This window comes from Mesorhizobium sp. M1B.F.Ca.ET.045.04.1.1 (assembly GCF_003952465.1).
GTDB lineage: Bacteria > Pseudomonadota > Alphaproteobacteria > Rhizobiales > Rhizobiaceae > Mesorhizobium > Mesorhizobium shonense.
Genome location: NZ_CP034448.1, coordinates 4,699,146 through 4,712,752, shown reverse-complemented (window position 1 = coordinate 4,712,752; position 13,607 = coordinate 4,699,146). Strand labels below are relative to the sequence as shown.

Here is a 13,607-nt window from a genome sequence, read left to right as displayed (position 1 = left end):
CATGCCAGCGAACGTTACCCGCATCTCCGACGTCTGCCTGCTCGTCGAGAACATCGATCGTACGGTCGACTTCTATGTCGAGAAACTCGACTTCCGCCTGCGCCGCCGCGCCGAGGGTTTTGCCGATTTCCATGGCGAAGGCGTGACGCTGGCCGCCTGGGAGCTCGACCACATCAACCGGCACACCGGCGTCTCAAACCTGAGATCGCCGCGCCAGGCGCACAAGGTCTGCGTCGCCGTCCAGCTCGACGCGCCTGCCGATATCGACCGGCTGCATCGCGAATTGAGCGCCAAGGGAGTGCCCTTCTACGGACCGCCCGAAAACTACGTCTGGAATGCGCGCTGCGCCTATTTCACCGACCCGGACGACACGCTCTGGGAGCTTTACGCCTGGCTCGACGGCGGCCCTGGCGACTACCACCACGAACAGCCGTAGACGACGCCGCGCCGGAGGGAGCGGCGCTTGGAAAGAAGAGACAAGAAGTCTGCAACAGGAGCGAAAAATGAGTGGGAACCGAGACTACGAATTCAACCGCCGTACTTTCGTGAAGACCGGCCTCGCAGCGGTTGCGGCCGCATCGGCGGGCATGCAGCTGGTGCTTACACCGGGCGCGAAAGCGGCCGGCAAGGTGGTGATCCAGTATGATTGGCTGATGTCCAACGGCCAGATCGGCGACATCGCGGCCGTTGCCAACGGCTATTTCAAGGATGCCGGGCTGGAGGTCGAATTCAGCCCCGGCGGCCCCAACGCCTCGACAGTGCCGCCCGTCGTTTCGGGCGCGGCGCAGCTCGGCCAGTTTTCCGAGACACCGCAGCTCTATTCGGCGCGCGCCAGCGGCGTGCCGGTGAAGATCATCGCCTGTGGTTTCCGCACCGGCCCCTATGCGCTGACCTCCAAGCCGGGGAAGCCGATCCGCAATGTCGCCGACCTCAAGGGCAAGAAGATCGGCATCCAGCCTACGGCGCGTTTCGTCATTGACGAGATCCTGGCCAAGAACGGCATCGCCCCGTCTGAGGTCACCATCGTCAATGTCGGCTTCGACAAGGGCCCGCTGGTGCGAGGCGATGTCGACGCCATCGGCGGCTGGATCACCAACACGCAGGCGCTGAGCGTCGTCGGCGACGACCGCATCGACCTCTTGGTGCGCGACCTCGGGCTTAGTTCCTACGCCGATGTCTACTTCGCCACCGATGCGGCGATCGAAAAGGATCCCGAGACGCTGGCGAAGTTCATCGGCGCCGTCGGCAAGGGCTGGGGCTGGGTGCACGCCAACCCGCAGGAGGCGGTGAAGAAAATGGTCGCCGCCTATCCGGAAATGGATCTCGGTTGGGAAGAGAAGACCGTCAACCTGGTGCTGAAACTCTCCTTCGACGGTGCGACCGCCAAGGATGGCTGGGGCACGTTCGACCCCGCCTCGATCGAGGAGCAACTGGCGCTGCTCGACAAGGTTGGCCAGTATCCGAACGGGCGCCCGGCCGCCAAGGATGTCTACACCACCAAGATCCTGGAACTTTCGGCCGACGACCGGCCCAAGCTCGATGCCCCCGCAGCCTAGAGCATGATCCTGAACCGAAGGTCAGCGCAGCAAAAAGTGAAAACCGGTTTTCGGAAAAGATCATGCCCCAACAAGGAATTAGATCAGCATGACGACCAAACGTCATGCTGATCTAATGGCGAACGCGATCGAAGCCCACAAGCTCGATGTCGGCTATGGCGGCCGGCAGACGGCCGTCAAAGTGCTCGCCGGCCTCGACCTCACGGTCGCGGCCGGCTCCTTCCTGTCGATCATCGGCCCATCCGGCTGCGGCAAGTCGACCTTGCTGCGGGTGGTGGCCGATCTGCTCGATCCGCTCGGCGGCATCATCAGCGTGCTTGGCGCCACACCGCACGCGGTGCGCTCGCGCCGCGATGTCGGCTTCGTCTTCCAGGATTCCACCCTGCTCCCCTGGCGCACGGTGCGCGACAATGTGCGCTTGCCGCTGGGCGTCGGCCAGGGCAGCCTGACGCGCAAGATCGAGGACCGCAGCGCTGAATTACTGGAGTTGATGGGGCTCAGCGGTCTCGGCGAGCGGCTTCCGCATCAGCTTTCCGGCGGCCAGCGCCAGCGCGTGGCGATCGCCCGCGCTCTGCTCGGCGAGCCAAAACTGCTTTTGATGGACGAGCCGTTCGGCGCGTTGGACGAGATCACGCGCGACCGCCTCAACGACGAATTGCTGGCACTCTGGCGGCGCACCGGCACGACCATTCTATTCGTCACCCATTCGATCGCCGAGGCTGCCTATCTCGGCGAACGCGTCATCGTGCTTGCCGCCAATCCGGGGCGCGTGGTGAAGGACCTCGACATGCGGCCCTACAAGCAGGACGGCAACCGCTGCTCGCGCGAGGATCCGGCGATCTTTGGCGCCATGGCCGAACTGCGGGCAGCACTGGAGCGCGCATCGTGAGACCGGCGCCGCTTTCCCCGCAAATGACCATTGCGCTGCCGGTTCTGGGCGCCGCTTCGATCCTGGTTGCCTGGCAGTATCTCCTGCCGCTCTTCGGCGTGCCCGCCTATATCGTGCCGACGCCGACGGCGATCTTCGGCGTCTTCCAGAAGAATTTTCCGCTGCTCATCGACAATTTGAAACCGACGATGATCGAGGCGCTGGCCGGCTTCGTCATCGGCAATCTGGCCGCCGTGCTGCTTGCCGTGCTATTCGTGCACAGCCGCATCCTGCAGGCGGCCTATTTCCCGATCGTCCTGTTCTTCAACACTATCCCTATCCTGGCGCTGTCGCCGATCATCATCCTGATCTTCGGTATCGGCATGACGCCGAAGATCGTGATCGCGGCGGTGATCTGCTTCTTCCCGACGCTGGTGAACATGATCCGCGGTCTCGATTCGGCCAGCGACAACGAGCACGAGCTGTTCCGGGTGCTGTCGGCGACGCGCTCGGAGATTTTCTGGGGCCTGCGCCTGCCCCGCGCCCTCCCGATGCTGTTTTCCTCGCTGCGCATCGCCTCCGCCACGGCGGTGATCGGCGCCATCGTCGGCGAATGGATCGGCTCGGACAAAGGCCTCGGCGCGCTGATCATCCAGGCGACCTTCAACTACCAGTCCGACCGCCTCTATGCCGCGATCGTGCTGTCGTCGTCGCTGTCGATCGCGCTGTTCTGCGTCGTCGTGCTGATCGAGCGCCGGGCTATCAGATACTGAACAGGCGCACGACCGGCCCGTGCAAAACCCTGCATGAGCGGCTGTTCGCCTTGGTCGCGGCGCCTACCTTTAATGCCCCTCATCGACACGAAACCTGGGATGGTGCGGTTCGACAGTTCCGGATTGCGATGCAGATGGCGCCGGATCTCGATCATCTGGTCCAGAATGCCGGCGTAGATGTTGGCCGCAGCGGCACTCCCGGCAGCACCTGCCATCGCCCCGCCTTCACGGTTTGACATGGACCTCTCGCGGGAACTTGGTCAGGGTCTCATGGCCGGTTTCGGTCACCAGGATGGTCTCGCTGATCTCGATGCCCCAGCCATCCATCCACATGCCGAGGATGGAATGAACGACGTTGCCGGGCGTAAGCACGGTTTTGTCGCCCGGCCTGAGGCTGATCGTGTGCTCGCCCCAATCCGGCGGATAGGCGACGCCGATGGAATAGCCGATGCGCGATTCCTTCTTCAGCCCGTGGCGTTGGATGACCTTGCGCCACGCCCCCTCGACTGCTTCGGCCGATGTTCCGGGCCTGACCGCGTCGAGCACCGCATCCATGCCCTCGATCACCGCCTTGGCGGTGTCCGAGACACGCGTCGGCGTCTTCCCCAGCTGCATCGTTCTTGCCAACCCGGCCGCGTAGCGGCGGCAGACGCCGGCGAGTTCCAGCGCAATCGTCTCATTGTCTCCGAACCGCCTGTCGCTCCACATGATGTGCGGGGCCGAAGCGTTCTCGCCGCCGAGGATGGTCGGCGGAAGAGCTGTTATATCGCCCGCGAAGTCCGGACTGCCGGCGATCTGCGCCGCCTGGATGGAAGCAATGGCGTCGCACTCGCGAACGCCCGGCGCAATGATTTCAAAGGCTCGCGCGACGGCGGCTTCGGCGAGCGTCGAGGCCTTGCGCAGATAGGCGATCTCGGGCGCGGATTTGACCGCGCGGATCCAGTTCACCAGGAGATCGGCATCATGCCATTTCGCGTTCGGAAGCCCGGCGACAAGCCGGGCATGCCCCTTCGGGGAGAAATAGTAGGCTTCGAGTTCGATGCCGACGTGCCTGTTTCCCCAGCCTTTGCCGACGATCCAGTTCGCGATCCAGTCCATCGGGTGGCGATCGACACGCTGAACATGATCCTCCGGGAAACCGACCACATTCTCAGGGCTCATCCAGGCCGTCAGAAGACCGCCCGCCGCATCCATGGCGCGACCGATCCAGACCGGCTCGACCTCCTCGATCGGAACCAGCACCACCTGCGGCGTATAGAACGACCAGCCATCGTAGCCGGTGATGTAATGCTGGTTGGCAACGTCGTTGACGATCAGGAGTTCAAGGCCACGCTTCGCCATCTCGGTGCGGATCTTGCGAAGCCGCTGCTGGTATTCGTCGCGGGCAAACGGCAGTTCGATCATTTCTGCTCCGTGCTTGTTGGATCAACGGCGGCTGGCTCAAACACCATTGGGGCGGCTGCAACAAGGAGGCAATCGGCCAGCGGCGGCAGGTGGACAGGTCCCATCGGTCCTGTCCTTCCCCGGCCCCGGAGTCTACCGTCAATTTATTTTTGAATTCCATTTGACTGAATAAATATTCTCTGCGAACCTTGCGTCAACTGGGAGCGCAAGCCATGGCGTTGCGGGGAACCAATCAGGAGTTCGGGCGGCCGTACAACCGGCGCATCGTGCTCGAGTCCATCCGCCGCTTCGGTCCCATCGCCCGCGGCGAGATCGCCCGGCATGTCGGGCTCACCGTCCAGACGGTGTCGACCATCGTTAGAGAATTGGAGGAGCAGGGTTACATCCTGTCGGTTCGCGAGGAGCCGAAGGGCCGCGGCCTGCCGCCGGCGACGCTGCGCATCAATCCGGAAGGCGGCTATGCCGTCGGCATCCATCTCACGCCGCTCGGCATCGACGCGGCGCTGATCAATCTCAGCGGCGACGTGATCGAGAGCGCGCATCGCGAGGCGCCCCATGCGGCGCCCGACGAAGCGTTCGAGGCGATCGGCGCCATGGTCGCCGAATTGACCGGTCGCCGCTCGGGCGGCCGCGTCATCGGCATCGGCATGGCGCTTCCGGGACCTTTCGGCGTCGAACCGATGAGCTTCGTCGGCCCGACGACGATGGCCGGCTGGCAGGATGTTCCGCTGCGCGAGCGGTTGACATCGGTCACCGGCCTGCCAGCCTTCTTCGAGAACGACATGGCTGCCGCGGCGATGGGCGAACGCTTCTATGGCCTCGGTGCCAAACATTCCGAATGTTATTATCTCTACTTCGGCGTCGGGCTAGGCGGCACCATGCTGCATGACGGCAGCGCATTGCGCGGCGCCTGGGGCAATGCCGGAGAGATCGGCCACATCCCGGTCGTTCCGGGCGGCGAGCTTTGTCCTTGCGGCAACCGTGGCTGCCTAGAACGCTACGTCTCGCTGGACGCGCGCGGGCGCTGGAAAGGTAACGATGCCGACTGGGTGAGCGAGGTCACGCCGGTCTTCCGCAACGCAATTGCCATCATAGAAAACCTCTTCGATCCCGAGACGATTGTTCTCGGCGGACTTGCCTCGCCTGCCCTGCTCGAACGGCTGGCGACGTCGGTGCAGCCGCTGCACAATTCGGTCTCGGCCCGCAAGGACCGCGTGGCGCCAAGAATCCTCGTTGCGCAGGGCGGCCAGCACGCGGTGCTGCGAGGGGCGGCAGCGCTTGCCGTTTCCGGTGTGCTTTCGCCGCGATTCGGCCAGATCTTCACCGCCAAGCGGCAACGCGAGGGCGACGTTCTCAAAGGCGGAGATATCGCGGCATGAGCGAACCCCTGCTGGTCCTCGACAACGTCGCCAAGAACTACGGCGCCATCCAGGCGCTGCGCGGCATCAGCTTTTCGATCGGGCGCGGCGAGGTGGTGGCGCTGCTCGGCGACAATGGCGCCGGCAAGTCGACGCTGGTGAAGATCATCGCCGGCGGGCTCGAGCCGACTTCGGGCCGCATGCTGTTCGAGGGCAAGGAGTTCCTAGCCAAATCCCCCGCCGAGGCCAAGGCCGCCGGCATCGAGACGGTCTACCAGGACCTCTCGCTCTGCACCAATGTCGATGTGGTGGCGAACTTCTTCATGGGGCGCGAGATCACCCGTAAGGTGCTTGGCGTTCCGGTGCTCGACGAGCGCGCCATGGAGGCTGTGGTGGCCAAGGCGCTGGCCAATGCCGGCACGCGCATTCCCTCGCTGCGCACCAAGGTCGAGCATCTCTCGGGCGGCCAGCGGCAGGCGATCGAGCTCAACCGCTTCGTCCATTGGGGCGGCAAGCTGGTGCTGCTCGACGAGCCCTTCGCCGCGCTCGGCGTCGAGCAGACGCGCCGCGGCCTCGACATGATCCGCCAGGTGGCGAGCCAGGGCATCGGCGTCGTCATCATCACCCACATCATGCAGCAGGCCTTCCAGGTCGCCGACCGGATCGTGGTGATCCGCCAGGGCGTCGTGGCGGGCGACGTTGCCCGCAACAAGACAAGTCCCGATGCGGTGATCAACATGATCACCGGAGAGACGCTCGCCGGTGCCGGACCGGCGGGCTGAGGGACAAATGAGGGGTCCGGCTAAAGAGGAGCGAACGACATGAAGCGAATGCTACTTTCTGTCTTCGGTATCCTGGCACTGGCAATTGCCACGCTCACGCCGGCATTCGCCCAGTCGAAGGGTACCGTCTATTACCTGGTGCCGACACTGCTCGACGAATTCCAGACCGGCTCGGTGAGCGCGCTGGAGCTGTTCCTGAAGCAGGTCGGCTACGAGATGAAAACGCTGAACGCCGACAACAAGACCGACGCCCAGCAATCGCAGATGAACGACGTCATCGCGCTGAAGCCGAAGGCGATCATCCTCGCCGCGGTCGATTTCAACGCGCTGAAGCCATCTGTTGAAGCCGCCCGCGCGGCCGGCATCCCCGTGGTCGAGTTCGACCGCCAGATCACCGCCACGCCTTCCGACTTCACCTCGGTCGCCGGCACGGTCGAGATCGGCCATATCGCCGCCGAGCAGGCCGAAGCGCTGCTGAAGGCCAAGAACGGCTCGGTGAAGGGCAAGATCCTGCAGGTCCTCGGCGATCCCGGCGACCCCTACACGCTCGACATCCAGAAGGGCTTTGAGGAAAAGATGAAGGCGTTTCCGGACGTCAAGATCATCTCGCTGCCGGCCATGCAGTGGGAAGCGAGCAACGCCGGCACCATCGTCGCCGACCAGATGCTCGCCAATCCCGACATCGATCTGATCTTCAGCCACGCCGCCCATCTTTCGGTCGCCGCCGTCGCTTCGCTGGAAGCCGCCGGCAAGAAGCCGGGGGACGTGATGCTGATGAGCTCGAACGGCGCGCCGGTCGGCCTCGACCTGATCCGCAAGGGCTGGCTGAATGTCGAGGTCGAGCAGCCGCTCTATGCGCAGGCGGCCGCGGTCGCCATGTTCATGGACAAGGTCGCCAACAAGCAGGAAATCAAGCCCGGCGACTATGACGTGCTTGGCCTGAAGTCGGTGGTGACCAAGGAAGCCTGGGGCCCGAACATCAAGATCCCGGGCGCCGCGATCACCAAGGAGAACGTCGACAACCCGGCCTTCTGGGGCAACCAGAAGCCGCCGACGGATACGGTGAAGTCCGTCGAATAGGCTTGCCCGCAAAGCTCCGGGCCACCGCGACCCGGAGCCACCCTGCGCGTCCGCACCAGGTGGCCGCGCAGATCGCCCTGGCGCCAACCGGATCAGCCCCAACCGGATCACACGATGAGCCCACGCACCCGCCATATCCTCGAGCTCGTGCTCGACAATCTCGTCTGGTTCATGCTGGTCTTCGTGCTGGCGGTCTTCTCGATCTTCATTCCCAACTTCTTCCAGCTCGGCATCTTCGCCAACATCGTCGAGGCTTCCAGCGTGCTCGGCGTGATGTCGATCGGCCTGGCGCTGGTCATCATCGCTGGCCACATGGACCTTTCGGTCGAATCGGTCGCCGCGCTCAGCGCCATGGGGGTCGGCATCATGTTCTGCTCGTCCGGCATCGGTATCGGCCTGCAGCTGCATCCGGACTGGCTGATGGTGCCGGTGTCGCTCGCCATAGCGTTGGCGGTCGGCGCCGTCATCGGCGTCATCAACGGCTTTCTCATCGTCAGGCTGAAGATGAGCGCCTTCATCATCACGCTTGCCTCCTACATCTGGGTGCGCGGGCTGGTGCTGGTGGTTTCGGGCGGGCGCTCGGCGCAGGATTTGGCGCCCGCCATCCGCTGGTTCGGCATCCAGCGGCTCGTCGGCCTGCCGCTCACCGCCTGGATCGCCGTCGGCTGTTTCGTGGTCTTCTCGCTGATTCTGGCCAAGACGCCGTTCGGCCGGCATCTGGTGATGATCGGCGGCAACGAGACCGCGACCTTCCGCGCAGGCATCCGCGTCAACCGCAACCTGATCATCGCCTTCGTGCTTGCCGGCGCCATTGCCGGCCTGGCCGGCTGGCTGCTTGCCATCCGCACCTCCGGGGCGACCGCGAATTTGGGGGTAGGCCTGCTCTTCAACGCCTTCGCCGCCGTCGTCATCGGCGGCGTCAGCCTCAAGGGCGGCGTCGGCACCCTGCCCGGCGTCTATGCCGGCGTGCTGCTTCTGTCGGCCATCAACACCGCCATCAACCTGATGGGCCTGCCGGCCAACTTCACCCAGGTCATCCACGGCTTGCTTGTGCTGGCGGCCGTGCTGCTCGACGCATTCAAGCAAACCATTCGCCAAAGACTCGCATGACAGGATGGCTCGCATGACCGGACGCATCGAAGGCAAGGTGGCGGCGATCGTCGGCGCCGCGCGTGGCATCGGCAAGGGCATAGCCCAACGCTTCGCCGAAGAGGGCGCAAAACTGGTGCTTGCCGACAGCGAGGCCGAAGCCGGCAAGGCGAGCGCCCGCGAGCTGGGCGCCGCCTTCATCCATACCGACATCTCGAAGATGGCCGACGCGGAAGCCGTCGTGGCATTGGCGCTGGAGCGCCACGGCCGCCTCGACATCATCGTCCAGAACGCCGGCATCTATCCCTGGCAGCTGATCGAGAACACCAGCCCGGAAGATTGGGACCGCGTCATGGCGGTCAATCTGCGCGGCAGCTTCAACGCCGCGCGCGCAGCACTCACGCCGATGAAGGCGCAGCGCAGCGGCCGCATGCTGTTCACCTCCTCCATCACCGGCCCGCAAGTGAGCAGCCCCGGCCATGGCCACTATTCGGCGAGCAAGGCCGGCATCAACGGCTTCATCCGCGCCGCCGCGCTCGAGTTTTCCGGCTACGGCATCACCGTCAACGGCGTCGAGCCCGGCAACATCCTGACCGAAGGCATGAAGCTGCATCGCGATGCCGCCTTCATCAAGAGCATGGAGGACGCCGTGCCGCTCGGTCGCCTCGGCACGCCGCGCGACGTCGCCAATGCCTTCCTGTTCCTGGCCTCGGACGACGCCAGCTATATTACGGGAACGACGATCGTCGTCGACGGCGGCCAGCTCCTACCCGAAGGCCAGGATTTCCGCCTTACGCCGCCGTGATTCTTGATTGGTGCCAAAAAGCTGGCGGACGAAACTGGTGGGCGATGACGGGCTCGAACCGCCGACATCTTCGGTGTAAACGAAGCGCTCTACCAACTGAGCTAATCGCCCGCTCCGGGCCGGACCTTTAAGCAGTTAGGGCTCCATTCGCAAGGCCCAATGAACAGCCGGGGTCAACCGCTGTCAGGCGGATTTCCCCAATGCCGGCGCACTTGTCAAAAAACCTTCTCCAGTTTGCTGTTATGCTTGAATGCCGCGCTTGACACCCGCAAACGAACCCCTTATCCAGCGCCCCAACGACGAACACGCCTGACACGTGCTCGTCAGTGCGCGGGTGTAGCTCAGTCGGTTAGAGTGCCGGCCTGTCACGCCGGAGGTCGCGGGTTCGAGCCCCGTCACTCGCGCCATTTAAATCAGAGGCTTACGGCCGCTCGTCGCCTTCGGTTTCCATTTTTTCCTCCGCCGAGTTTCGACTTTTGTATTCTTTGTGTTCCTGGCTTAGGAGCTTGCGGCCCTTGCGACGATGTTCACTAGCTGCGCGAACCGCAACCAGATTGACCGGCGTGTAGGTCCGCTGCAGGGCTTTGTTCCCATCTATCGAGTTGCCCATCTTCGCCGAGATAGATTCGACGGACGCCCCGCATGCGCTCGCTTCCATGTCCATAGCGCGCCCTTGCGAATGGCGCTCAGCGTCGTTCCCGCCACGGCAGGTTAGTTCGTCATTGGGACTTTCCCAATGAGTAGTTACGCTTGTGCGGCCAATCAGATACAAGCGCTGATAAGCGCAAGCCTATTTTATTGTGGAGTTGATCATGCCGTCGATCATCTTGAATAATATCCCCTTTCCAGACACCGATATTTCCGATGACCATCCGAATTTGGCTCTAGGTAGGTTGATGACCGCTTGGGGGCAGATAGAGGTAGTCTGCAACTTCCTCTTCCGTAGGCTCACCGATCTCCATGTCGATGCTGCAACGATAGTTTTCGACATTGTCGGAAACAAAGAGCAAATTGAAATGCTAATCGGCTTAACCGAATTGCTGCCGCGAGAAGATCAGCGAAAAGTGCTCTCTGATCTCTTATCTTCGGTCAAAAATTTAAGCACCAAGCGAAACAAAGTCATTCATGCGAGTTGGGGAAAGCTGGACGGGAATCCGGCGCGCTTCTGGTCAGGGCTCACGTCAGCACATTTTGATGACATAATGTCGGGATCTCAAAAGGGCGGGAGCCATCTCCAAAATCACGTCCACACCGTGCCTCAGATAGAAAGCATTTTTTCCAAAATGGTCGAGTTGCGCGGACAGCTCGAGCAAGCTCTAGATTTCGAGATGCCTGAAGGGCCTTCTAGCCGGCGTCAGCGAGAGATGTTCGAAGAAATGGTTAGAAGACGGGAGCTACTTCAAGCTCTTGCCTCATCGCCCGATAAACGCGAATAGCCAGATCCCGGCAAGCGCGAGGCGACATTGGCGGATCAAGCACTGTGTCCAGCATCAGTTCGCTAGCATCGGCCATTGCGGGTGCGATTTCATCGATCTCATTTGCAGGTTTGTCACCAAGAATCATTCGATAGTATCCTTCAAACGCAGACGGAATCGGCTATCTGCGACCACTCTGAATATAGTTTCGGACCGGATCATCAAATGCCCAATATCGACAAATATTCAGTATCAACCGTCCCCCTTGAGATGTTTTTCAACCAAACGAACCTTTCGCAAGGCACCGGGTTCATTTGGCAGACTGAAAATGACTTTTTCTTGATAACCAACTGGCACAACGTTTCTGGCAAGAATCCGTTCACTGGGAAGCATTTGTCGAACACATTGGCCGAGCCAAACATCGTCAGGGCGTGGTGGAACGTACGCGGTCAGTTGGGCAGCAAGCGCAGTGTTGATCATCCTCTCCGAGACAACAACGATCGCCCGCTTTGGTTCGTTCACCCCGCGCACGGCCGAAAAGTTGATGTCGTTGCACTCCCCGTATCTCCCAACGATCATCTGGAGGCCTACCCCATTACGGCCATGGAACAGATTGACCTTCAAATCGAAATCGGAATGGATGTGTTTGTTCTTGGTTATCCGTTTGGAATTGCCCAGCAGGGTGGGTTGCCAATTTGGAAGCGAGCGAGCTTGGCATCTGAACCAGAGGTGGCGGGCGCCGGCGGAGACCTACACATGCTACTCGACACAGCCTCACGACCAGGCATGTCGGGTTCTCCAATCATTCGACGGTCATGGGGAACCGCTCTGATGGCCAACGGAGGCGTTGGCATGATGACCGGAAGCGCAACCAAATTTGTGGGGGTCTACTCTGGACGAATCATGGCCCAAGATCCACTCGACGCACAGCTTGGCATAGGCTGGCCAGCGTCTCTCGTTGGAGAGATAGTCGCCGGCAAGCGCGGAGATGATCCATGACCCGACAATCCCGCAACCGCATAGCTGCCGCCACATGGCGCTCGTTACGCGGCACAAGATTTAGTGGGCATTCTTGCTTTCAGCGCAAGCTGTGGTATTATCGCGGGGACTGTCGAGCGGAGACCAACATGGTGAAAAAACCGAGAAGGAGACCATCTACAGAGACTCTGAAACAGGGCGAATAATGACGGAGGACTACGCAAAGCGGCACCCAGGGACGACCGAGAAAGAGCGGGTAGTCGTCGTTCCACCGAAAAAGAAGAAATAGGAGGATTGAGCAATGGTCGACAAAACTAGGATAGTTGGCACCACACCAGTACGCGTGTCCACCGAACAGAAAAGTGCGATGCCAATCACGACAGCGCCGGGCCGTGGCGAACAAGCCTCACAGAAGCCCGCGACAACAGGATCGGGCAACGGTGGAAATCCTCCGAAAGTCAGGCGTTAGGCCTTTCTTTTCCGCGGCTTATTCTTCCACGATATATCCATCTGCCTGATCTGTTCGCGCGGAATATATGTGATCGTTTCGAAACCCGAGTTGTTCCCCTGTTCAAAGTCGTCGGTTGTGCCGTCAGCGTGGTGAATGGCCGTCACGTAGATAGCAACGCCGTCTTCATTTAACACGACGCCCTGCAGCGGGCGCGTGTCTGCTAGCTTAGGAAAGTGGCTCTCCAGAACTTTTCCGCCCTCAAGTTGAATCTGCACGCAATCCCAAAGAGCCGGCGCTGCTGTAATCGAATTCCATACGCTCGGCTCATGGTCGTCACGGTACACGCCGAAATGCTGCATTATTTCGCTGTAAAACCGAGAACCATGGGTACGCCAAACCATCGCCGAAATTATCGCAAAGACAACTATTGCAGCCGAATGGGCTATTGAAAAGTTGTCACCTTGCAGACTCCATCCGAAATCTTGGACGCGCCAAACGGCTTCGGCCAGGAAGGTAAGAAGTCTTCCTGCGAAGCCGTACGCCACGACTTTCAGTATCAGTTCTTCGGTGGTGTCTGATTGGACCTTACCAATAACGGCTGTCTTGTATGCTAAATAACCCGATACGAGTAAAATCTGCAGATCAAGCGATAAGCCTATCAAGTCAGTCATAGCTTTGCCCTACACCCATTAAGGTGTTTTCTAGCAGCAACTTCTGTTCCGAGCCATAAGGCTGGCTATCCGATCGCTACCGCTGGCCACCTCGACAGGAAAAGTGATTTTGCTGCCGGTGTTTGACAGGTTACGGTGCGTCACCACCATGACGGAGGATGATGATGAAAGCCTTCCTTGCAACAGTCGCAGTGCTGGGCCTGTCGGTATCAGCCGCATCTGCGGAGTGCCCGTATCATCAGTCTATGGCATCGGCGGCACAGGTCGACACGACGAAGACGGCCAGCGTCGAAAAGACCGACATGACGAAGGCTTCGGACGCGCAACAGATCAAGAAAGAACCGCCGCCAACGACCGAATAGCGCTTATCGGATCCC

The 13,607-nt window shown here is 61.4% G+C and carries 16 protein-coding genes and 2 tRNA genes; 13 read left to right on the top strand and 5 right to left on the bottom strand.

The genetic code is table 11. The features are described 5' to 3' along the window. Position 1 precedes the first annotated feature (1 nt). The 4 genes from EJ071_RS23195 (at position 2) to EJ071_RS23180 (ending at position 3,197) form a co-directional block, all read left to right on the top strand. The gene (locus EJ071_RS23195; protein ID WP_189521187.1) at positions 2 to 436 is read left to right on the top strand and encodes a VOC family protein; all 435 of its coding nucleotides are present in this window, start codon (positions 2 to 4) and stop codon (positions 434 to 436) included. Between the two features lie 67 nt (positions 437 to 503). After that, complete coding sequence (locus tag EJ071_RS23190; RefSeq protein ID WP_126099949.1) at positions 504 to 1,556, top strand: ABC transporter substrate-binding protein; 1,053 nt, start codon at positions 504 to 506, stop codon at positions 1,554 to 1,556. Positions 1,557 to 1,671: 115 nt separating this feature from the next. Next, positions 1,672 to 2,445 (top strand): ABC transporter ATP-binding protein, encoded by a 774-nt coding sequence (locus tag EJ071_RS23185; protein ID WP_126102689.1) that lies wholly within the window; start codon positions 1,672 to 1,674, stop codon positions 2,443 to 2,445. Beyond that, positions 2,442 to 3,197 carry an ABC transporter permease gene (locus EJ071_RS23180; protein ID WP_126099948.1) on the top strand — a complete coding sequence of 252 codons (756 nt, stop codon included), beginning with the start codon at positions 2,442 to 2,444 and terminating at the stop codon, positions 3,195 to 3,197. Before EJ071_RS23185 ends, EJ071_RS23180 begins: the two co-directional genes overlap by 4 nt. Here the strand turns inward: EJ071_RS23180 and EJ071_RS39580 are convergent. Both EJ071_RS39580 and EJ071_RS23170 read right to left on the bottom strand, forming a co-directional pair. Then, positions 3,110 to 3,412 (bottom strand): hypothetical protein, encoded by a 303-nt coding sequence (locus tag EJ071_RS39580; RefSeq protein WP_245459954.1) that lies wholly within the window; start codon positions 3,410 to 3,412, stop codon positions 3,110 to 3,112. The genes EJ071_RS23180 and EJ071_RS39580 overlap by 88 nt on opposite strands. Positions 3,413 to 3,422: 10 nt before the next feature. Beyond that, a complete protein-coding gene (locus tag EJ071_RS23170) occupies positions 3,423 to 4,601 on the bottom strand; it encodes a M24 family metallopeptidase (RefSeq protein ID WP_126099947.1) in 1,179 nt (392 codons plus the stop codon). Positions 4,602 to 4,813: 212 nt separating this feature from the next. Between EJ071_RS23170 and EJ071_RS23165 the strand changes: the two genes are divergently transcribed. The 5 genes from EJ071_RS23165 (at position 4,814) to EJ071_RS23145 (ending at position 9,715) form a co-directional block, all read left to right on the top strand. After that, positions 4,814 to 5,980 (top strand): ROK family transcriptional regulator, encoded by a 1,167-nt coding sequence (locus tag EJ071_RS23165; RefSeq protein ID WP_126099946.1) that lies wholly within the window; start codon positions 4,814 to 4,816, stop codon positions 5,978 to 5,980. Then, a complete protein-coding gene (locus tag EJ071_RS23160) occupies positions 5,977 to 6,741 on the top strand; it encodes an ATP-binding cassette domain-containing protein (protein WP_126093568.1) in 765 nt (254 codons plus the stop codon). Before EJ071_RS23165 ends, EJ071_RS23160 begins: the two co-directional genes overlap by 4 nt. A gap of 39 nt (positions 6,742 to 6,780) precedes the next feature. Then, positions 6,781 to 7,821, top strand: a complete 1,041-nt coding sequence (locus tag EJ071_RS23155; RefSeq protein WP_126099945.1) for a sugar ABC transporter substrate-binding protein — start codon at positions 6,781 to 6,783, stop codon at positions 7,819 to 7,821. A 114-nt stretch (positions 7,822 to 7,935) separates the two neighbouring features. After that, on the top strand, positions 7,936 to 8,931 hold the full coding sequence (locus tag EJ071_RS23150; RefSeq protein WP_126099944.1) for an ABC transporter permease: 996 nt from the start codon (positions 7,936 to 7,938) through the stop codon (positions 8,929 to 8,931). A 13-nt stretch (positions 8,932 to 8,944) separates the two neighbouring features. Beyond that, positions 8,945 to 9,715, top strand: a complete 771-nt coding sequence (locus EJ071_RS23145) for an SDR family oxidoreductase (RefSeq protein ID WP_126099943.1) — start codon at positions 8,945 to 8,947, stop codon at positions 9,713 to 9,715. A gap of 35 nt (positions 9,716 to 9,750) precedes the next feature. Here the strand turns inward: EJ071_RS23145 and EJ071_RS23140 are convergent. Further along, positions 9,751 to 9,826, bottom strand: a tRNA-Val gene (locus EJ071_RS23140). Between the two features lie 219 nt (positions 9,827 to 10,045). Between EJ071_RS23140 and EJ071_RS23135 the strand changes: the two genes are divergently transcribed. Continuing rightward, positions 10,046 to 10,122, top strand: a tRNA-Asp gene (locus EJ071_RS23135). A gap of 14 nt (positions 10,123 to 10,136) precedes the next feature. Here the strand turns inward: EJ071_RS23135 and EJ071_RS23130 are convergent. Then, on the bottom strand, positions 10,137 to 10,379 hold the full coding sequence (locus EJ071_RS23130; RefSeq protein WP_126099942.1) for a hypothetical protein: 243 nt from the start codon (positions 10,377 to 10,379) through the stop codon (positions 10,137 to 10,139). A 148-nt stretch (positions 10,380 to 10,527) separates the two neighbouring features. Between EJ071_RS23130 and EJ071_RS23125 the strand changes: the two genes are divergently transcribed. Both EJ071_RS23125 and EJ071_RS23120 read left to right on the top strand, forming a co-directional pair. Next, on the top strand, positions 10,528 to 11,151 hold the full coding sequence (locus tag EJ071_RS23125; RefSeq protein ID WP_126099941.1) for a hypothetical protein: 624 nt from the start codon (positions 10,528 to 10,530) through the stop codon (positions 11,149 to 11,151). Between the two features lie 204 nt (positions 11,152 to 11,355). Then, entirely contained in the window at positions 11,356 to 12,129 is a 774-nt protein-coding gene (locus tag EJ071_RS23120) for a trypsin-like peptidase domain-containing protein (RefSeq protein WP_126099940.1), read from the top strand. A 444-nt stretch (positions 12,130 to 12,573) separates the two neighbouring features. Here the strand turns inward: EJ071_RS23120 and EJ071_RS23110 are convergent, their stop codons facing one another. Next, entirely contained in the window at positions 12,574 to 13,230 is a 657-nt protein-coding gene (locus tag EJ071_RS23110; protein ID WP_126099938.1) for a hypothetical protein, read from the bottom strand. 158 nt (positions 13,231 to 13,388) lie between these two features. Between EJ071_RS23110 and EJ071_RS23105 the strand changes: the two genes are divergently transcribed. Next, a complete protein-coding gene (locus EJ071_RS23105; RefSeq protein WP_245459953.1) occupies positions 13,389 to 13,592 on the top strand; it encodes a DUF680 domain-containing protein in 204 nt (67 codons plus the stop codon). The last annotated feature ends 15 nt before the right edge of the window (positions 13,593 to 13,607 follow it).